The 16933-nt window shown below is 76.3% G+C and carries 21 protein-coding genes; 12 read left to right on the top strand and 9 right to left on the bottom strand.

The annotated features are described in order from the left end of the window. Window position 1 precedes the first annotated feature (1 nt). Window positions 2-1018 carry an iron-containing redox enzyme family protein gene (locus SK069_RS12235; RefSeq protein WP_319954521.1) on the bottom strand — a complete coding sequence of 339 codons (1017 nt, stop codon included), beginning with the start codon at window positions 1016-1018 and terminating at the stop codon, window positions 2-4. Window positions 1019-1121: 103 nt separating this feature from the next. Between SK069_RS12235 and SK069_RS12230 the strand changes: the two genes are divergently transcribed. The 3 genes from SK069_RS12230 (at window position 1122) to SK069_RS12220 (ending at window position 2556) form a co-directional block, all read left to right on the top strand. Next, window positions 1122-1865 (top strand): HemK2/MTQ2 family protein methyltransferase, encoded by a 744-nt coding sequence (locus SK069_RS12230; RefSeq protein ID WP_319954520.1) that lies wholly within the window; start codon window positions 1122-1124, stop codon window positions 1863-1865. Window positions 1866-1869: 4 nt separating this feature from the next. Then, entirely contained in the window at window positions 1870-2091 is a 222-nt protein-coding gene (locus tag SK069_RS12225) for a CDGSH iron-sulfur domain-containing protein (RefSeq protein ID WP_319954519.1), read from the top strand. A 108-nt stretch (window positions 2092-2199) separates the two neighbouring features. Continuing rightward, window positions 2200-2556: a DUF1360 domain-containing protein gene (locus SK069_RS12220; RefSeq protein ID WP_319954518.1), complete on the top strand. Its 357-nt coding sequence runs from the start codon at window positions 2200-2202 to the stop codon at window positions 2554-2556. Between the two features lie 66 nt (window positions 2557-2622). Here the strand turns inward: SK069_RS12220 and SK069_RS12215 are convergent, their stop codons facing one another. Then, complete coding sequence (locus tag SK069_RS12215; protein WP_319954517.1) at window positions 2623-3678, bottom strand: NAD-dependent epimerase/dehydratase family protein; 1056 nt, start codon at window positions 3676-3678, stop codon at window positions 2623-2625. Window positions 3679-3979: 301 nt separating this feature from the next. Between SK069_RS12215 and SK069_RS12210 the strand changes: the two genes are divergently transcribed. The 6 genes from SK069_RS12210 to SK069_RS12185 all read left to right on the top strand — a co-directional run bounded on the left by SK069_RS12210 (window position 3980) and on the right by SK069_RS12185 (window position 7652). Next, complete coding sequence (locus tag SK069_RS12210; protein ID WP_319954516.1) at window positions 3980-4717, top strand: SigB/SigF/SigG family RNA polymerase sigma factor; 738 nt, start codon at window positions 3980-3982, stop codon at window positions 4715-4717. 87 nt (window positions 4718-4804) lie between these two features. After that, window positions 4805-5215 (top strand): hypothetical protein, encoded by a 411-nt coding sequence (locus SK069_RS12205; RefSeq protein ID WP_319954515.1) that lies wholly within the window; start codon window positions 4805-4807, stop codon window positions 5213-5215. Further along, complete coding sequence (locus SK069_RS12200) at window positions 5212-6432, top strand: NRAMP family divalent metal transporter (protein ID WP_319954514.1); 1221 nt, start codon at window positions 5212-5214, stop codon at window positions 6430-6432. Before SK069_RS12205 ends, SK069_RS12200 begins: the two co-directional genes overlap by 4 nt. 2 nt (window positions 6433-6434) lie before the next feature. Next, window positions 6435-6821 (top strand): hypothetical protein, encoded by a 387-nt coding sequence (locus SK069_RS12195; RefSeq protein ID WP_319954513.1) that lies wholly within the window; start codon window positions 6435-6437, stop codon window positions 6819-6821. Further along, window positions 6818-7117 carry a PRC-barrel domain-containing protein gene (locus SK069_RS12190; RefSeq protein WP_319954512.1) on the top strand — a complete coding sequence of 100 codons (300 nt, stop codon included), beginning with the start codon at window positions 6818-6820 and terminating at the stop codon, window positions 7115-7117. The genes SK069_RS12195 and SK069_RS12190 overlap by 4 nt, the downstream gene beginning before the upstream one ends. Before the next feature lie 58 nt (window positions 7118-7175). Beyond that, window positions 7176-7652 carry a hypothetical protein gene (locus SK069_RS12185; protein WP_319954511.1) on the top strand — a complete coding sequence of 159 codons (477 nt, stop codon included), beginning with the start codon at window positions 7176-7178 and terminating at the stop codon, window positions 7650-7652. A 47-nt stretch (window positions 7653-7699) separates the two neighbouring features. On the opposite strand, the gene SK069_RS12180 is transcribed toward SK069_RS12185, so the two are convergent. After that, complete coding sequence (locus tag SK069_RS12180) at window positions 7700-8656, bottom strand: glycosyltransferase (protein WP_319954510.1); 957 nt, start codon at window positions 8654-8656, stop codon at window positions 7700-7702. Window positions 8657-8861: 205 nt separating this feature from the next. Continuing rightward, window positions 8862-9236 carry a Na-translocating system protein MpsC family protein gene (locus tag SK069_RS12175; protein ID WP_319954509.1) on the bottom strand — a complete coding sequence of 125 codons (375 nt, stop codon included), beginning with the start codon at window positions 9234-9236 and terminating at the stop codon, window positions 8862-8864. Window positions 9237-9330: 94 nt separating this feature from the next. On the opposite strand from SK069_RS12175, the gene SK069_RS12170 reads away from it, so the two are divergent. After that, the gene (locus SK069_RS12170) at window positions 9331-9837 is read left to right on the top strand and encodes a DUF6328 family protein (RefSeq protein WP_319954508.1); all 507 of its coding nucleotides are present in this window, start codon (window positions 9331-9333) and stop codon (window positions 9835-9837) included. A gap of 18 nt (window positions 9838-9855) precedes the next feature. Here SK069_RS12170 and SK069_RS12165 read toward each other — a convergent pair whose 3' ends face one another. Further along, on the bottom strand, window positions 9856-10851 hold the full coding sequence (locus tag SK069_RS12165) for a hypothetical protein (RefSeq protein WP_319954507.1): 996 nt from the start codon (window positions 10849-10851) through the stop codon (window positions 9856-9858). Continuing rightward, window positions 10848-11960, bottom strand: coding sequence for a phosphotransferase family protein (locus SK069_RS12160; RefSeq protein ID WP_319954506.1), 1113 nt, complete (start codon window positions 11958-11960; stop codon window positions 10848-10850). The genes SK069_RS12165 and SK069_RS12160 overlap by 4 nt, the downstream gene beginning before the upstream one ends. Before the next feature lie 50 nt (window positions 11961-12010). On the opposite strand from SK069_RS12160, the gene SK069_RS12155 reads away from it, so the two are divergent. Then, entirely contained in the window at window positions 12011-12643 is a 633-nt protein-coding gene (locus SK069_RS12155; RefSeq protein WP_319954505.1) for a TetR/AcrR family transcriptional regulator, read from the top strand. 92 nt (window positions 12644-12735) lie between these two features. Here SK069_RS12155 and phoU read toward each other — a convergent pair whose 3' ends face one another. The 3 genes from phoU to SK069_RS12140 form a co-directional block, all read right to left on the bottom strand. Continuing rightward, complete coding sequence (gene phoU, locus SK069_RS12150) at window positions 12736-13437, bottom strand: phosphate signaling complex protein PhoU (RefSeq protein WP_319954504.1); 702 nt, start codon at window positions 13435-13437, stop codon at window positions 12736-12738. A gap of 55 nt (window positions 13438-13492) precedes the next feature. Next, a complete protein-coding gene (locus SK069_RS12145) occupies window positions 13493-13873 on the bottom strand; it encodes a Na-translocating system protein MpsC family protein (protein WP_319954503.1) in 381 nt (126 codons plus the stop codon). 62 nt (window positions 13874-13935) lie between these two features. After that, window positions 13936-14313 (bottom strand): Na-translocating system protein MpsC family protein, encoded by a 378-nt coding sequence (locus SK069_RS12140; protein WP_319954502.1) that lies wholly within the window; start codon window positions 14311-14313, stop codon window positions 13936-13938. Window positions 14314-14689: 376 nt separating this feature from the next. On the opposite strand from SK069_RS12140, the gene SK069_RS12135 reads away from it, so the two are divergent. Beyond that, window positions 14690-16927 carry a LuxR C-terminal-related transcriptional regulator gene (locus SK069_RS12135; protein ID WP_319954501.1) on the top strand — a complete coding sequence of 746 codons (2238 nt, stop codon included), beginning with the start codon at window positions 14690-14692 and terminating at the stop codon, window positions 16925-16927. The last annotated feature ends 6 nt before the right edge of the window (window positions 16928-16933 follow it).

Below are 16933 nucleotides of genomic sequence, written 5' to 3'. Positions count from 1 at the left end.
CTCAGGCCAGGACGAGGCCGGGGGTGCGCAGCGACGTCCGGCCCGCCTCCCAGGCGTCCATGATCGCGGTCGCGAAGCGCGCCTCCAGCGCGGCCAGCGCGGCCGCGCCGAAGAGCGCGTCGCGGCCCAGACCCTCGTCCTGGTGGGCGAGGCCCCCCGCGAGGTCGACGGCCGCGATGCTCTCGTGGACCGCGTCGGCCTCGACGTGCTCGTCGTAGAACTCGGTGGCCGCCGCGCTCGTGAAGCCCAGGCGCCGCAGGCCGGCCGCGTAGCGTCGGCTCGGGGCCGACGAGGTCATCTCGGTCAGGGCCAGGTGCCCGGCGCACGCGCCGCGCCAGCGCCGGTGCAGGCCGAAGAAGGACGCGAGGTTCACCGTCGCGAGCGTCGTCGCGGGCAGGACGTCGACGTAGGCCCCGTAGGCGTCGTCGAGGCCGAGCTCCCGCATCGTCGCGGCGTAGAGCAGCGCGTGGATCCGGTCGGGCTTGCCGCCGCCGTACTCGTCGACCTGGATCTCGACCATCGCCGCCTTCGGCCGTCCGTGGAGCCGCGGGAGCGCGAAGGAGTGCGGGTCGGCCTCCTTCAGCTGGTACGCCGAGCGGTGCACGACGAGCTCGCGGACCTGCTCGGCGTCGGCCTCGCGCTCGACGAACCGCGAGAGCGACGGGCCGTCGTCGGCGTCCATGATCTCCCGCAGCGCGACGTCCATCTCCGTCGGCGCGACGGCGTCGGGGTAGGGGACGAGCTCGCGCAGCCCGGCCTCGAACGCCGCCTCCATCGCGCCGCGCAGCGTCAGCAGCGCCGGGTCCCACTCCCAGGCGTCGGCGACGCCGGGCAGCCCGCGGTAGTGCAGCTCGTAGGCGAGGTAGAGCGCCAGCTGCAGGTCCTCATCGCCGACGGCGTCCTCCGGCACGGCGGGCAGGACCGCGTCCGCCGCGGCGCTCCCCGGCGCCCGGGACAGGAGCTCGAGGACGCGGGCGGACAGCGGGCCACGCGGGCTGGGCAGGCCGGGAGGGGTCATGTCCCCGGGATACCCGGGTCGCATCCGCGATATCCGGAGCGCGTGCCTGGGTAGACCACGGCACCAGACCGGTCCCTCGATCCAGACCCGGTCCGCCCTCCCCGTGTTCGACGACTCCCTCATCGCCCCCGCCCCCCGCGCCGCCCCGGTGCCCGGACCGACCGCGCCGGCCGCGCGCCCCCGCCCCGCGGCGCCGCGCATCCGGACCCTGCCCGGCGTCTACGCGCCCCAGGAGGACTCGCTGCTGCTGGCGTCGGTCCTCGCGTCCGAGCCGCTGGACGGCGCGCGCGTGCTCGACCTCTGCACCGGCAGCGGGCTGCTGGCCGCGACCGCCGCGCGCCACGGCGCGCAGGTCGCCGCGGTCGACGTGTCGCGCCGCGCCGTGCTGACCGCCCGGATGACGCTGCGCCGGTTCGGCTGTCGCGGCGAGGTGCGCCGGGGCGACCTCCTCGACGCGGCGCCCGACGGCACCTGGGACCTCGTCGTGAGCAACCCGCCGTACGTCCCGGCGCGCGAGGACGACCTCCCGCGTGCCGGTGCCCGTCGGGCCTGGGACGCCGGTCGCAGCGGGCGCGCGATCCTCGACGCGATCTGCGCGGCGGCGCCGGCCCGGCTGCGACCGGGCGGCTCGCTGCTGCTCGTGCACAGCGAGGTCGCCGACGTCGACCTCACGCTGCGCCGGCTGCGGGACCAGGGCCTCGAGGTCGAGGTCGCCGCCCGCCAGCGGATCCCCTTCGGTCCGGTCATGCAGCGGCGTGCCGAGGCGCTGCGGCGCGCCGGGCGGCTGCGGCCGGGCGCCACCGACGAGGAGCTCGTCGTCGTGCGCGGCCGCCGGGCGGGGGAGTGATCGCATGGGCGACGAGCGCCCCACCGTGACGATCACGCCCTACCGGGATGGACCGCTCATCGTCCGCGGCCCGATCGTCCTGCTCGACCAGGAGGGCGAGGAGATCGACCCGGGCCGGTCGCCCGTCGCGCTCTGCCGTTGCGGACGGTCGCGGATCCGCCCGTTCTGCGACGGGACCCACGCCACGACGCGCTTCCGCGCGCCGAGCGGCCGCGAGGATCGGTAGCCACGTGCCCCGGAGGACCGAGCGCTGAGGCCCACGGCGGAGACCCCCACCCGCCCGTCGAGCTACGCGCTGATCTCCGCCGCCTACGCGGCGGCGTTCGGCTCGATCGTGCTCGCGTCGCGCCGCACGGGCGAGCTCCCGGCCCGGTCCGAGCTGCTGCCGCTGGGGATCGCGACCTCCGCCTACACGCGCGTCGTGACGGAGCAGAAGGTCGAGGAGTGGCTGCGGCGGCCCTTCGTCGAGGAGCCGGCCGGGGGTGCGCGGCGACCGCGCGGGACCGGCCTGCGCTACGCGGTCGGCGAGCTCCTGCTCTGCACCCGCTGCACCGGCGCCTGGGTCGGGCTCGGGCTCGTCGGGCTGCGCGTGACCGTGCCGCGCGCCGGTCGCCTCGCCGCGGCGACCGGCACGATCGAGGCGATCAACGACGTCGCGCAGGCGGGGTTCGCGTGGCTGCGCCGCCGCTGAGCGGCCGCCGGCGGCCCCTCGAGCACGGCGTCCCGGCCGGAACGCCGGTGGCGGGCGCCCCGCCGATCAGACGCCGCTGCGCGCGCCGATGCCGGTGCGCAGCTCCTGCCAGCGGCCGCCCGCGGCCGCCAGGGGCGGCGTCTCGCCGGTGGCCCCGGCGTTGATCCCCGCCAGCACCTCGGCGAGGGCGGTGGGCCCGTCGTGCTGGGGCGCCCAGCCGAGCGCGCGCAGGCGGTTCGTGTCCAGCAGCGGCGCGGCGTAGGCCAGGTCGGCCCAGCCGGGCGGCGTCGGCTGCAGGCGCGCGCGCCAGGTGAGGCCGGCGATCGTCCGCAGCACGCGCCGGCCGGGGATCGGGAGCGGGACGCCGCCGAGGATCCCGGCGAGTCGGCGGGCGCCGATCGGCGGGTCGGCCGCGACGTTGTAGGCGCCGCTGGCGGACTCGTCCAGCGTCACGCGGCGGTACGCGTCGGCGACGTCGTCGGCGTGCACGACCTGGAACCAGAGGCCGAGTGGGATCGGAGCGATCGGGGTGCGCCCGGGCGCGATCAGCGGGCTCGGCAGCAGGGGACCGAAGAAGTACCGTCGCAGCTCCTCGGCGGCGGCGCGCTGCACGATCGGGGCGGGCCGCAGCCGGACGGTCCGCACGTCCGGGTGCTCGCGGGCGAACGCGTCGACCAGCTCCTCGGCGCGGACCTTGTCGCGCGAGTAGAACGACGACGCGACGGCGCGCCGCGGCCAGCCCTCGGTGACGCGGTCGCGCGAGCGTCGCGCCGGCGCGTAGACCGCGACGGAGGAAGCGTGCACGAGGGTCCGTACCCCGGCGTGCGCGACGGCGTCGAGGACGCGCTCGGTGCCGAGGAGGTCGATGCCGGCCGTCGTGTCGCGGTCCCGCGAGGGCTGGATCGCCCATGCGAGGTGGATGACGGCGTCCGCGCCGGTGAACAGCGGCCGCAGGTCGGTCTCCCGCACGTCGCCGGCGACCCAGGCCGTCTTGCCGCCCTCGCCGCCGGCGGGCAGGCGCCGCGCGATCCCGACCACCTCGTCCACGTCGGGGTCGCGCTCGAGGGCGCGCACGAGGGCCGATCCGACGTTGCCGGTCGCTCCGGTGACCACGATCCGCATGGGGCGGTGCTTCCCCTCGCGCGGGCGCGCCAAACGCGCGCCCGCGAAGCTCTTCCGGGGGCCGGATCCGCGGTTGCGTCGCCGGTCCGGGCGCGCTAGGTTCGGTGCAGTGCCGACGGCCCTGACGGGCGGCCCACGGCTCGCGATTCGTCTGCGGATCGGGAGCGGACGCCGCGCGACGGACGCACTCGCGTAGGGCGACGGCATCACGCAAGAGGTGGTTTCCCCTTCCTGGGCGGTGCGCCGCGTCGCATCCCCGTCGGGCTTCCCCCGTTCGCTTCCCCCCGAACAGGAGGACCCAGTGTCCACCCATCAGCACGACATGGCGCTCCTGCGCCGCTACCGCGAGCACCACGACGAGGTCGCTCGCGAGAAGCTCGTCCGCCGAGCGATGCCCCTGGTCCGCTCCTGCGCCCGGCGCTACGAGCGGCGGGGCGAGACCCTCGAGGACCTCGTCCAGGTCGGCTGCGTCGGCCTCGTCAAGGCGATCGACCGCTTCGACCTCGACTGCGGCCTGCAGTTCTCCAGCTACGCCGTCCCGACGATCACCGGCGAGATCAAGCGCCACTTCCGCGACGGCTGCTGGGCCGTGCACGTCCCCCGCGCGATGAAGGAGCTCGACGCCCGGGTGCGGCGGACCCGCGACCGGTACGAGCGCGAGCACGGCGAGCTCCCCTCGACCGCGCGGATCGCCGAGATCCTCGAGGTCTCCGTCGCGGACGCCGAGGACGCCACCCGCGCCGGCGCGGCCTTCCGCTCCCACTCCCTCGAGGGCACCGCCGACGACGGGCGCCCGACGATGCGGGAGCGCTTCGGCGCCGAGGACGAGGGCTACGAGCAGGCCGAGGCCGTGATCGCCGTCCGCGACGCGCTCGCCGGGCTCGACGACCGCGAGCGCCGCATCCTCTTCATGCGCTACCACCGCGACATGTACCAGCGCGAGATCGCCGAGCGCGTGGGAGTCTCCCAGATGCAGGTCTCGCGGCTCATCCGGCAGTCGCTGGACGCGATGGGCGAGCGCGTCGGGGTCGCCGCCTGACGCCGGCCGGTCCGTCTCGTCCTCGGTCGCGCCGGGGACGAGACGGACCGCGCATGCCGCGCGCCGCGGGCGGGTAGCCCTCGGGCCGTGCGGCGCCCGTGCGTGCTGGCAGCCTCCTGCGTCCTGCTCCTCGCGGGGTGCGGCGACACGAGTCGCGACGAGCTCGAGCGACGGGCGGGCGCGGTGCAGGCGCTCGCCGTCGAGGGCCGGATCCTCGCCGACGGCGTCGTCCGCGATCGGACGCGGTCGCTCTTCGTGCGGGTCCACGCCCGCGACCTCGCCGAGCGCGCCCAGCACGAGGCCGAGAAGGTCGCCGACGCGACGCCGGAGCCCGGCCTGGAGACCGCGCGCGACCGCACCGTCGCGATCGCGGGGCGGGTCGCCGGCGCGCTCTCGGCGCTGCAGACGCGGCCCGGCGCCCGCGCCGGCGCCCGCGTCGTCCGGGACCGGTTGCAGGAGGCCGCCGACCAGGCCGCGGAGGTGATCGCGCGCCGATGAGGACGCTGCTGCAGATCGCGCTGGGCATCATCGCCGCGATCGGCGGGTTCCTCGACATCGGGGACCTCGTCTTCAACATCCAGGCGGGCGCGACGTTCGGGTACGACCTGCTGTGGGCCGTCGTCGTCGGCGTCGTCGGGATCGGGGTCTACGCCGAGATGTCGGGGCGCGTCGCCGCGGTGACGAAGCGCCCGGTCTTCGACGTCATCCGCGAGCGGCTCGGCTACACCGCCGGCCTCGTGACGCTGCTCGCGTCCCAGGCGGTGAACCTCCTGACGATCGCCGCGGAGATCGGCGGCGTGGCGATCATCCTCCAGCTGCTCTTCGACGCGCCGTTCTCGCTCTTCGCGCTGCTCGCCACCGTCGGCCTCGGGCTCATCATCTGGGTCCTGCCGTTCGGAGGCCTGGAGCGCGTCTTCGGCTATACCGGTCTGCTGCTGCTCGTCTTCCTCGCCGCGGCGCTGCACCACGGCCCGGACTGGTCGGCGACCGCCGGCGGGCTCGTGCCCGAGGCGAAGGGCTCCACGCTCTACTGGTACTTCGTCGTCGGCGTCATCGCCGCGGCGCTCATGCCCTACGAGGTCTACTTCTACTCGTCGGGCGCGGTCGAGGAGCGGTGGGGACCGCGCGACCTGCGCGTCAACCGCCTGAACGTCGTCGTCGGCTACGGGATCGGGGCGATCCTGTCGATGTCCCTCATGGTCGTCGCCGCGCAGCTCTTCCTGCCGACCGGCGTGGACCCGACGTCGCTGGGCACCGTCGCGCTCGCCGCGCAGATCCCGTTCGGCGAGGTCGGGCTGCTCGTCGCGCTGCTGGGGATGCTCGCCGCGATCGGCGGGGCGGCCGTCGACGCGAGCCTCGCCGGCGCCTACAACCTCGCGCAGTTCCACGGCTGGGAGTGGGGGCGCTACCGCCGGGCCCGCGACGCGCCCCGGTTCACGCTCACCTGGATCGGCTTCCTCGCCGCGGGGTTCGCGCTCGTGTGCACCGGCGTCGACCCGGTCGACATCACGGAGTACTCCGTGATCTTCTCGGTCGTCGCGCTGCCGCTGACGTACCTGCCGGTGCTGCTCATCGCCCGCGACCGGACCTACATGGGCGAGCACGCCAACGGGCGGATCGCGACGACGCTCGGCTGGGTCTACCTCGTGCTCATCTGCGGCCTCGCGGTCGCCGCGATCCCCCTGCTGCTGGCGACGAACGCCGGAGGAGGCTGACGATGGAGCACCACGGCCACGGACTCGCCGAGTCCCGGATCGACCTCGCCTACCGCCTGCTGGACGACCAGCTCGTGGACGCCGGCGGTCGGCGCTGCGGCAAGGTCGACGACCTCGAGCTCACCGGCGCGCCGGGCGGGCGGCTGGAGGTCACCGCGATCCTCGTCGGCTCCGGCATCCGGGCGGGACGCGGGCCCGGGCGGCTCGGGCGCTGGTGGCGCCGGCGCGCCGGCGCGCCGGTGTGGGGCAGGACGGCGCGCCGCGTGCCGTGGTCGGCGGTCGACGACGTCACGACGCGGATCGCGCTGCGGCGCGACGCGGCGGACCTCGGCCTGGCCGGCGACGACCTCGAGCTCTCGACGCTCGTGGGGCGGGTGCCGGGCGCATGACCGAGCCGCTCGAGGACGCGAAGGGCGTCGCCCCGCGCCTGCGGCTGTCCGACCTGCTCGGGGCCCGGGTGGTCGGGGCCGACGGGCGGGTCGTCGGCCGGGTCCGCGACGTCCGGGCCCGGCGCGAGGACGACCGGTTCCTCGTCGAGGGGCTCGTGCTCGGCACCGCCGGGATCCGCGCGCGGCTCGGCACGCGCGCCGCGCGTCGTCCCGAGCCGCTGCACGAGGGGGACCTCGTCCCGTGGGACCGCGTCGCCGAGATCGCGCCCGGGGTCGTCCGGCTCCGCGCCGGCTGAGTTTGCGAGCGTCGGCGCTGGGGCAGCCCGTCGGCGACGGTCCCCGACCCCCAGGACGATGAGCCACCTCGAGACCTACCTCAACGACCACCTCACGGCTGCGACCGGCGGCCTCGCGCTCGCCGAGCGGGCGCGCGACGCCCAGGACGGCCGCGACCAGGAGCTGCACGCGACGCTCGTCGAGGCCGCCCGTCAGATCGGCGAGGACCACCGCGCGCTGCGCGACGCGATGCGCGCGCTCGAGGTCCGGCCGAACCCGGTGAAGGTCGTCGCGGGGCGGGTCGGCGAGCTCGTCGGGCGGCTGAAGCCCAACGGCGCGGTGCTGCGTCGCTCGCCGCTCTCGACGGTGATCGAGCTCGAGGGGCTGACGATCGCCGTGCGCGGCAAGCGGGCGCTCTGGGTCGCCCTGCGCGAGCTCGAGGACGAGCGCCTGCGCGACATCGATCTCGAGCGCCTGATCGCCCGTGCCGACGAGCAGTGGGCGCTGCTGGAGACGGCGCGCCGACGCGTCGTGCGCGCCGTGCTCGCGGGCTGAGCCGGCGGCGGGTCGCCCCGCCGACGGACGGCCCGGCGGACGCCGGCTCACCCGGGACGGGCCGCCGGGCACCGCGCCACGGCGTCGTCGAGCAGGCGGTCCCAGTCGGCGAGGAAGCGCTCCAGGCCGAAGCGCTCCAGCGCGTGCGCCCGGCAGCGCCGGCCGGCCTCGCGCGCGGCCTCGGGGTCGTCGAGCAGCGCCCGGCAGCGCGCGGCGATCCGGTCGAGGTCGTTCGTCACGAGCGCGACGTCGGGCGGCAGGACCGCGGGCGCCTCGGTCGTGGCCAGCGCGATCACCGGCAGCCCGAGCATCATCGCCTCGATGAGCGAGAGGCCCAGGGAGGTCCAGCGGTTCAGGTGCAGATAGGCGCGCCGCTGCGCCAGGGCGGTGAGCAGCTCGTCGTGGGGCAGGTCGCCCTGACCGTCGAGGACCTCGCTGTCGATCCCGAAGAGGTCGATCGGCAGCCCGTCGCCGCGCAGGCGCAGGAGGAGGTCGGTGCCGGTGACGCGCCCGCGCCGCCGCGCCTCGTTGACGACGACGCCGGCCCGTGGCAGCTCGCCGGTGAAGCGCTCGCCGGGGTCCGGGATGCCGTGCTCGAGCACGTGGGTCGGCGCGTCGCCGCAGTCCCACATGAGGCGGTTGAAGTGCGTCACGTGGGCGATCGGGATCCCCCAGCCCGACGCGGGGTGGTGCAGCTCGGCGATCCGGCCCTGCGGCGCGTCGTGCTCGACGTAGAGCGCGGCCACGTTCTCCCCGGGCCAGCGTCCGAGCCAGGCGGCGGCCAGCTCGCGCTCGTGCGGCCGCTGCAGGACGACGACGTCGACGGGCTCGTCGGCGAGCTCCTCCGGCGCGACCTCGCGGACCCGCTCGGGCCACGCGTAGGTGCGGGCGCGCCCGCGACCGTCCGGTCCCCGGTCGGGCAGGACGGGGACGAGCAGGTCGTGGTCGCCGTGCGCGACGCTCGTCGTCCACGCGCCGTGGACGTGCCAGAGGAGGACCCTCACGCCCCTGCTCCGCCGGCGGGTCGCGAACGGGAGCGGGCGCGCGCTCCGGCTCCGTCCCGGGCCCGGCAGGGCCCGGCGGGACGGCGCGCCGAGGAGCAGCGCTGCCGCCGGCCGCGAGGGCGTGGGGTCCGCCGCGGCGAACGGACGAGCCGGAGCGCGCGCACGGCCGGTGGCTACCCCCGGCCCGGCGCGGCAAACGCCGCGCTCAGTCGTCGGCGGGACGCAGCAGGAAGATCTCGACCTGCACGTCGGGATCGTGGTGGTTGGCGCTGAGGAACGCCTCGACCTCCCGGCCGAGCGTCGTGCGCACGAGGTCGACGTAGCGCTCCTCCATCACGGCCTGCAGGTCGCGGCGCTGCTGCAGGACCTGATCCTCGAGCCCCTCGTCGACGAGCGTCCTCTCGATCCGCGTGAACCCGCCACGGAGGATCACCACGAGCGTGTCGCCGTGGAAGATCACGCGCGTGCTCTCCGGGCCCTTGCCGTAGTAGCGCTTGTGCAGCGCCACGACGCGGTTGGAGACCTCCAGCAACGGGGGGGAGGAGGTCGTGCCCGGTCGAGCGTCGTCGCTCGCGGCCATGAGGGCCAGGCTAGCGCCTTCCTCCCCGCCCGTGGGCGGGGACGGCGCCTCGCGTGCGTGCGACCCGTGCGGCGTGGGTACCCGGGGCGGCGCCGTGACGAACGCGACGCCCCCGGACCGCGCGGAGGACGATCACCACGTCCACCGTCGCCGCGACGACGAGACCCCGAGCGAGCGCTACACCCGCCAGATCTCCGAGCTGCTGGCGGAGACGCGCGTGGCCGCGGTCGGCGTCCAGGTCATCGTCGGCTTCCTCCTCGCGGTGCCGTTCAACACCGAGCTGGAGGGCCTGCAGCGCGACGCGTACGTCGTGGCGATCCTCGCGGGCATCGCGGCGACCGTGGCGTTCCTCGCGCCGAGCGTCCTGCACCGGGCGGTGCTGCACCGGGGCCAGGCGCCGTGGCTCGTGGCGACCGGATCGCGGCTGCTGCTGCTCGGCGCGCTCGCCTCCGCGGTCGCGCTGAGCGCGGTCGCGCTGCTCGTGGGCGACCGGGTGCTCGACGGCTGGGTCCGGTTCCTCCCGCTCGCCTGGGTCGTGGCGTGGGTCGGCGTGCTGTGGGCCGTCGTCCCGGCCCGCCGGCGGCGGATCATCCGCCGGTGAGCCGGGACGGCCGGGCGCTCAGGGACGCGGCAGCAGGCTGCGGCGCATCGATCGCTCGTGGAAGGCGTGCAGCACGGTGCCGTCGTCGGCCACGAGGCGCGCGTTGCCCTCGACGACCACGACGGGGTCGCCGTCGACCTCCCAGCTCACGCCGTTCATGTTGTCGTTGTCCTCGGTGATCGAGAGCGGCGCGGCGTGGCGCAGCTCGACGGCGTAGGAGCCGGTCCGTCCGGCGTCGGTCTCGAACGCGAGCCGGCCGCTCGCCGGGGCGCCCGCGGCGTCGCGCAGCGGCACGGTCTCCAGCCGCGTGATCGCCTCCTGGGCGCCGTCGCGCGTGATGAGCGCGCCCATCGGCGGCAGCGCCGTGCCGTCCGGGCCGGCCATCGAGATGAGGTGCGCCGTCCACTCCGGGCCGACGGCGAGGACGAACTCGTGGCTGCGCCAGGGGCCGAAGTCCCGCTTGCCGCTCGAGTGGTCCTTGAACCCGATCCCGCCGAGGTCGTGCCGCTCCTCGCCGACCCGCAGCGCGCCGCGGGTGGCGAACGCCTGCTGGATGTGCGCGTCGCCGGCGTGCAGCGGCGCGTCGTCGCCGCCCGCCGGGCGCTGGTCCCAGACGGGCGTCACGGCCGTGGCCTCGAGCGTGAAGGCGAACGCGCGCGAGGGCGCCGAGGCCCCCCGGACGCCGCGGGCCATCGCGGCGGTGCTCGTGCGCTCGCCGACCCCGTCGTAGCTCGCGCGCCAGCCGTCCTGCGTCATCCGCAGGTCCAGCCCGCCGAGCGCGACGCCGTCGTCGGTGGCGTTGCGGCCCCACAGCCGCTGGACGCAGAGCGCGCCGTCGGGCAGGTACGCCACGACCTGCGCCCACCAGAGGTCGAGCTCCTGGCGGAAGCGGCCGGCGTGCAGGTAGATCCCGACGCCGGCGTCGGGGTTCCAGCAGCCGTTCCAGCGGGTCTCGTTCCAGAGCGGCACGTCGGGCTTGGGCGCGACGTTGCGATCGATCGTCATGGTGCTCACCGGCTCCCCGTGATCCAGGCGGCGGCGTCGCCGGGCGGAGGCAGCTCCAGCAGCCCGGCGAGGACGTGCGAGGCCGGGTTGCTGACCGGGAACGGCGCGCCCTCCGGCATCAGGCCGTGCTCGATCATGAGGTTGCCGACGCGCACGAGGAGCATCGCCCCGCGCAGCGCGCCCCACGCCTCGTACCAGTCGAGGTCGCGCGGGGCGTGCCCGGTGAGCTCCTCGAACCGCTCGACGACCTGCGCCCGCTCGGGGAAGCCGGTCAGGCGCGGCACCCCGATGCCCTCGGAGTACATCCGGTCGAAGAAGAGGAAGTAGCCGAGGTCGACCTCGCGCGGGCCGACGGTGGCCATCTCCCAGTCCAGGACGGCGGTGACCTCGTGGTCGGGGCCGTACATGAGGTTGCCGAAGCGGGCGTCGCCCCAGACGACGACGGGCGCGTCCGGGCTGCGGGGACGCGTCGCGGCGAGCCGCTCCAGCGCGGCGTCGATGAGCGGGCTCTGGCCCTCCCGCGCCGCCCAGGCGTGGAAGCCGCGCCAGGCCGCGAGGTCGCGCTCCAGCGCCGCCTCGCCGGTGGGGGAGGGATGCAGCCAGCTCAGGCCCGACGCGGCGACGTCGACGGCCTGGATCCCGGCGATCGCCCGCAGCGCGCCGTCGTACATCGTGGCCCGCTCCTCCGGGGCGAGATCGACGACCCAGCCGCCGGTGACGAACGGCGGGTCGTCGCCCGGCACGCGGCCCTCGGCCCGGGCGACGAGCAGGAACGGGCTGCCGAGGACGTCGCCGGTCGTCTCGTGGGCGAGGACGTCGGGCACCGGGGCGTCGGCATGCGCGGCGAGCTCGCGCATCGTCGCCGCCTCGCGCGCGGGGTCGGGGTCGGGGAAGAGCCCGACCGCCGGCGGCACGCGCACCACGAGCCCGCGCCGGACGGGGCCGTCCTCCCCGGTCCACGAGGCGCGCAGCAGCACGGTCTCGCTCGACATCCCGCTGGCGTGCGGGATCTCGACGTCGTCGACCGCGACGGGACCGTCGACGCCCAGCGCGTCCGGCAGCCACGCCGACAGGCGGCGCGCGACCTCCGCCGGCTCCAGCTCGTTCTTCAGTGCCATCCCCAGGACCCTCCGTCGTACTTACTTAGTAAATACCTATCATCCGGGCCGTGGCGCGAGCAAGCACGCCCCGCCGGACGCTCGACGAGCAGCAGGTCGTCGCCGCGGCGCTGCGGATCGCCGACGCCGACGGGCTGGACGCCGTGACGATGCGCCGGGTCGGCAGCGCGCTCGGCGTCTCGGCGATGGCGCTCTACAACCACGTCGACGGCAAGGACGCCCTGGTCGACCTCATGGTCGACCGGACGCTGCGGGAGCTGCCCGCGATCGATCCCGAGGCGGCGTGGGAGCCCGAGCTGCTGCGGTTCTTCACCGCGCTGCACCGGCTGCTGACCGCGCACCCGTCGGTCGCCGAGGCGACGCTGCGGCGGCCGATCGAGGGCCCCGTCGCCACCCAGCTCGCCGACCGCGTGCTCGAGCTGCTGACCCGGGCCGGGTTCCCGGACGACGAGGCGGCGGGCGCGTTCGTGACGCTCTTCAACTACGCCTGCGGCGCGAGCATCTACCACCTCAGCCGCCGCCGCTCCACCGGCGGCCGGCTCGACGGGATCGACGCCGCGCAGGCGCCCACGGCGCACCGCCTGCGCGGCCACCTCGCCCGGGCGGCCGACGACGCGCACCTCGAGCGCGCGCTGCGCCGGATCGTCGCGAGCCTCCGCGACGTCACGCCGTCCGGCGGCTGACCCCGCGAGTCGCGTGCGGCCACGCCGGGTCGCCGGGCGCCCCGCGCGAGCGAGTCGGACCCGGTGCGGGCCGAGCGCGGGACGTCGGGGCGCTAGCTCGCGATGCCGCCGGGGCGCTCGGCCGCCGGCGTCCGGGACGCGTCCTCGGGGAAGCGGCCCTCGACGATGAACGCGACCTGCTCGCCGATGTCCACGGCGTTGTCGCCGATCCGCTCGAACGCGCGGGCCACCATCGTCATCGTCATGAGCCACTCGCGCGTGTCGAGGTCGTCCCCGAACTCGATCGCGAGCCGGAAGACCCGCCGGTTCAGCGCGTTGAGCTCCTGGTCGCGACGCAGGAGGTCGCGGGCGAGCGCCACGTCGCGCCGCTCCAGCGCCTGCCGGCACTGCACGACCTCGTCCCGCGCCAGCGCCCCCATCCGCAGGACGGCGCGCAGGACCTCGTCCCGTCGCGGCGGATCGTTGCCGGTCAGCGGCAGGAGCTTCGCGATCGAGACGCACTGGTCGCCCATGCGCTCGAAGTGCTTGGCGACGTGCATCAGCCCGGTGATGAGCCGCAGGTCGGTGGCGACCGGCGCCTGGAGCGCGAAGAGCGACAGGGCGCCCTGGTTCACCTCGAGGTAGCGGCCGTCGATCCGGTCGTCGTCGACGACGACGAACGTCGCGAGCTCGACGTCCTGGTGCTCCAGCGCCTCCGTCGCGCGCGCCACCTGCGCCGCGACGAGGTCGAGCGCGCCCAGCGCCACGCCCTGGAGGGCGGCGAGCTCCTCGCAGTAGCGGGTGCGCAGCGGCATCGCCCCGTTCTACCCGATCGAACGGCGGTGCATGCGGTCGGCGCCGCGGTCGCCCTCACCCCTCGGGGCGCAGGAGGAAGACCTCCACCTGGGCGTCGGGCGCGGCGTGGTTCGCGCTCATGAACGCGTCGACCGCGCGGCCCGTCGCGTCGCTGACGAGCGCCTTCATCGCCTCCTCGGTGACGAGCTGCAGGGCTCGTCGCTGTTGCAGCACGGGCTCCACCCGGCCCGAGGCGACGAGCGTCGTCTCGAGGTGCGTGAAGTTGCCGCGCAGCACGACCACGACGACGTCGCCGTGGTACATCACGCGGCAGCTCTCGGGGCCCTTGCCGTAGTAGCGCTTGTGCAGCGCCACCACGCCGTTGGAGATCTGCAGCAGGGGGGTCTGCCGGACCTCCGGCGGCTGCTCGTCCTCGTCCTCGCGGGGGTCGGCCATCGAGGGTCGGATACCCAGCGAGCGCCCGCGCACCCGTCCGCGCCGCTCCGCGACCCCGGCGGTCAGTCCATCCGCTCGAGCAGGAAGACGTCGACCTGCGCGTCGGGATCGACGTGGTTGGCGCTGAGGTACGCCTCGACCGGGCGGCCGACGGCGGTCCGGACGAGGAGCTTCATCTCGTCCTCGACGACCTCCTGCAGGGCCCGTCGCTGCTCCAGCACCGTCTCGGCGCGCCCGGACTCCACCAGGGTGCTCTCGAGCGGCGTGAAGGTCCCGCGCAGGACGACCACCACGACGTCGCCCTGGTAGATCGCGCGGCAGCTCTCCGGTCCCTTGCCGTAGTAGCGCTTGTGCAGCCCCACCACGCCGTTGGAGATCTCCAGGAGCGGCGCTCGCCGCGCCTGCCGCGCCTCCTCCGGGGGTCCCGTCGCGTCCGCCACGCCCAGGACATACCGCCATCGGCCCGGACGGGCCGCACCGCGTCGCCCGGGGATCGCGGCCCCGGTGGGGTCGGTGGTGGCCTCCGCGCGGGCCGCGGCCCGTGTCGCCGGGGCGCGTCACCCGGGTGACCAGGCGCCGGGCGACGCGGCCGGATCACCCGAGTGATCCGGCGTCGCGTCGGTCGGTCGCGCCGGGACCGGGTCCCCGGCCTCCGTCGCGATGCCCGTCGGCGCGGCACCCGGCACCGGACCGCCGCGTCGGGTGGCGCTGTCGCTCCGCGAGAGCGCCGTGGCGCGTCGCGCATGCGATCGCGCAGGGCGGGTAGAACGGCGTGATGCTCCGGCCTTCAGTCCCCGGCCCCCTCGATCGGCGGCGGTGACCCGCACGACGCCCGAGCGGGCAGCGCTCCAGCGGCTCCTCACCACCGCCACCCCCGACGCAGCGCCACTGATCGTGGCGGCGAAGCTCCGCGTGCCCGCGAGGCGCGAGGACGACGTCGCGCGCCCGGCGCTCTCGGCGCGGATCGCCGCGGCGGCCGGCCGCCCGCTCGCCGTGCTCGCGGCCCCTGCCGGATACGGGAAGACGACGGCGGTCGCGGCGTGGGCCCGCGCCGCGGACGGTCCGGTGGCCTGGGTCCGCCTGGACCGCGGCGACGACGATCCCGTCCGGCTCGCGGCGCACCTGCTGGCCGCCATCGGGCAGCACGACGAGGCGGCGGTCGCCGAGGCCGGCCCCGCGCTCCTGGCCGGGGCCGACCCGGTCGACGTCGTCGTGCCGCTGCTCTCCAACGGCCTGCAGCGCCGCGCGGGTCCACCGGTGGCGCTCGTGCTCGACGACCATCACGAGGTGACGGCGCCCGACGCCCACGCGGTGCTCGCGGCCGTCGCGACCCTCGTGGCCCCCGCGTTGCCCGTCGTGCTCGTCGGGCGCACGCCGCCCCCGTTCCCCCTGGGCCGGCTCCGCGTCGACGGGGTCGTCTCCGAGATCGGCCCGGGGGAGCTGCGGATGGGACGGGACGAGACCGAGCGCTTCCTCACGTCCGGCCTCGGACTCGCGCTGTCGCCGGAGGAGCTGGACCGCCTGGACGAGCAGGTCGAGGGGTGGCCGGCGGGGCTGGCGCTCGCCGGGCGCGCCCTCCGGTCGACCGACGATCCCGCGCGCGTCCTGGCGAGCGTCGTCGACGCGGACGAGGCGATCGGCGAGTACGTCGTGGAGGAGGTCGTCGCGCCCTCGTCGCCGGCGGTCGCCGGCCTCCTGCGCCGGACCTCCGTGCTCGAGCGGCTGGAGCCGGAGCTCTGCGCCGCCGTGCTCGACGACGACGTCCCGACGGCGCCGCTCGTGCGCGAGCTGCGGCGCGCGCACCTCGTCACCGACGGCGGGGCCGGCCGGGCGCCCCGGCAGCACCGGCTCCTGCGCGACGTCCTGCGCCGCCGGCTCGACGACCGGTCGCCCGGGCTGGCGGCCGAGCTGCACCTCCGCGTCGCCGAGCGCCTCGCGCGCGAGCACCGGTGGGACGAGGCGGTCGGCCACGCCCTCGACGCGGGCGCCACGGACCGCGCCGCCGAGCTGCTGCTCGCCGGCTGGCCGGTGCTCCTGCGCGCGCAGCAGCTGCCGGCGCTCGGGCGCCTGCTCGAGCGCTTCCCGGCGGGGCGGCCCGATCCGGTCGTCGAGGCGCTCTCGGCCGCCCACCACGCCCTGGTCCACGCGACGCCGACGGCGTGGCAGCACGTCGAGCGGCTCGCCGCCGACCGCGATGCGTTCCCGGAGCTCGCCCCGATCGTCGACTTCGCGCTGCTCTCGCCGCTGGCCGGGAACGTCGGGCAGTCGCTCGACGTCGCTCCGCGCGCGCTCGAGCACGCCCGTGCCGACCCGGCGACGCTGTTCCACGCGCGCACGCTCCACGCGATCGTCCTGCGCCTCGCCGGGCGCGATCGGGAGGCGCGCGAGCTCGTGCGCCCGGAGCTCGTCGTGCGGGGGGACCCGGCCGCCGAGTCGTGGCGGCTCGCGCTGCTGTCGCTGCTGGACGCGGACGCCGGTCGCGGCGAGGCGGCGGTCGAGCGGGCGCGCGCGGCGGTCGCGATCGCCGAGCGGACCGGCGAGGCGACGTCCGTCGCCTTCGCGCCCGCGTACCGGGCCCTCGGCCGCGCGCTCGTCGCCGCCGGCGAGCTCGACGAGGCACGAGCGGTCCTCGAGGACGTCGTGCGCTGCACGGGGCGCGCGCCCGACGGCGTCCACCACCTCGCGAGCCTCGTCGCGCGCGGGCGCCTCGCCCTCGCCGAGGGGGACCTGCCCGAGGCGCGCGACGCGGCCGGCCAGGCGCGCGCGATCGCGGCGCGGTACCGCGACGTCGGACGGCACGCCCAGGAGCTGCGCGAGCTCGAGCGGGCGGTCCGCCACCGCGAGGAGGACGAGCTGCACGGCACCGACCTCTCGCCCGCCGAGCTCGAGGTCCTGCGCCGGCTGCCGAGCGACCGGTCGATCGCGGAGATCGCCGCCGACTCCTACGTCTCGCCGAACACCGTGAAGACGCACGTGCGGCGGATCTACCGCCGGCTCGGCGTCTCGAGCCGCGAGGACGCCGTCGCGGTGGCCCGCGCGCGGCGCCTGCTGTGACCGCCG

Source organism: Patulibacter brassicae (genome assembly GCF_033949425.1).
In the GTDB taxonomy this organism is placed as follows: Bacteria; Actinomycetota; Thermoleophilia; order Solirubrobacterales; family Solirubrobacteraceae; genus Patulibacter; species Patulibacter brassicae.
This window is presented reverse-complemented; position numbering and strand designations above follow the sequence as displayed.

Excerpts from the sequence above, each read along its gene's own strand:
- SK069_RS12235 (WP_319954521.1), bottom strand. The coding sequence starts at position 1,018 with ATGACCCCTCCCGGCCTGCCCAGCCCGCGTGGCCCGCTGTCCGCCCGC.
- SK069_RS12225 (WP_319954519.1), top strand. The coding sequence starts at position 1,870 with ATGGGCGACGAGCGCCCCACCGTGACGATCACGCCCTACCGGGATGGA.
- SK069_RS12215 (WP_319954517.1), bottom strand. The coding sequence starts at position 3,678 with ATGCGGATCGTGGTCACCGGAGCGACCGGCAACGTCGGATCGGCCCTC.
- SK069_RS12200 (WP_319954514.1), top strand. The coding sequence starts at position 5,212 with ATGAGGACGCTGCTGCAGATCGCGCTGGGCATCATCGCCGCGATCGGC.
- SK069_RS12195 (WP_319954513.1), top strand. The coding sequence starts at position 6,435 with ATGGAGCACCACGGCCACGGACTCGCCGAGTCCCGGATCGACCTCGCC.
- SK069_RS12190 (WP_319954512.1), top strand. The coding sequence starts at position 6,818 with ATGACCGAGCCGCTCGAGGACGCGAAGGGCGTCGCCCCGCGCCTGCGG.
- SK069_RS12185 (WP_319954511.1), top strand. The coding sequence starts at position 7,176 with ATGAGCCACCTCGAGACCTACCTCAACGACCACCTCACGGCTGCGACC.
- SK069_RS12175 (WP_319954509.1), bottom strand. The coding sequence starts at position 9,236 with ATGGCCGCGAGCGACGACGCTCGACCGGGCACGACCTCCTCCCCCCCG.
- SK069_RS12160 (WP_319954506.1), bottom strand. The coding sequence starts at position 11,960 with ATGGCACTGAAGAACGAGCTGGAGCCGGCGGAGGTCGCGCGCCGCCTG.
- phoU (WP_319954504.1), bottom strand. The coding sequence starts at position 13,437 with ATGCCGCTGCGCACCCGCTACTGCGAGGAGCTCGCCGCCCTCCAGGGC.
- SK069_RS12145 (WP_319954503.1), bottom strand. The coding sequence starts at position 13,873 with ATGGCCGACCCCCGCGAGGACGAGGACGAGCAGCCGCCGGAGGTCCGG.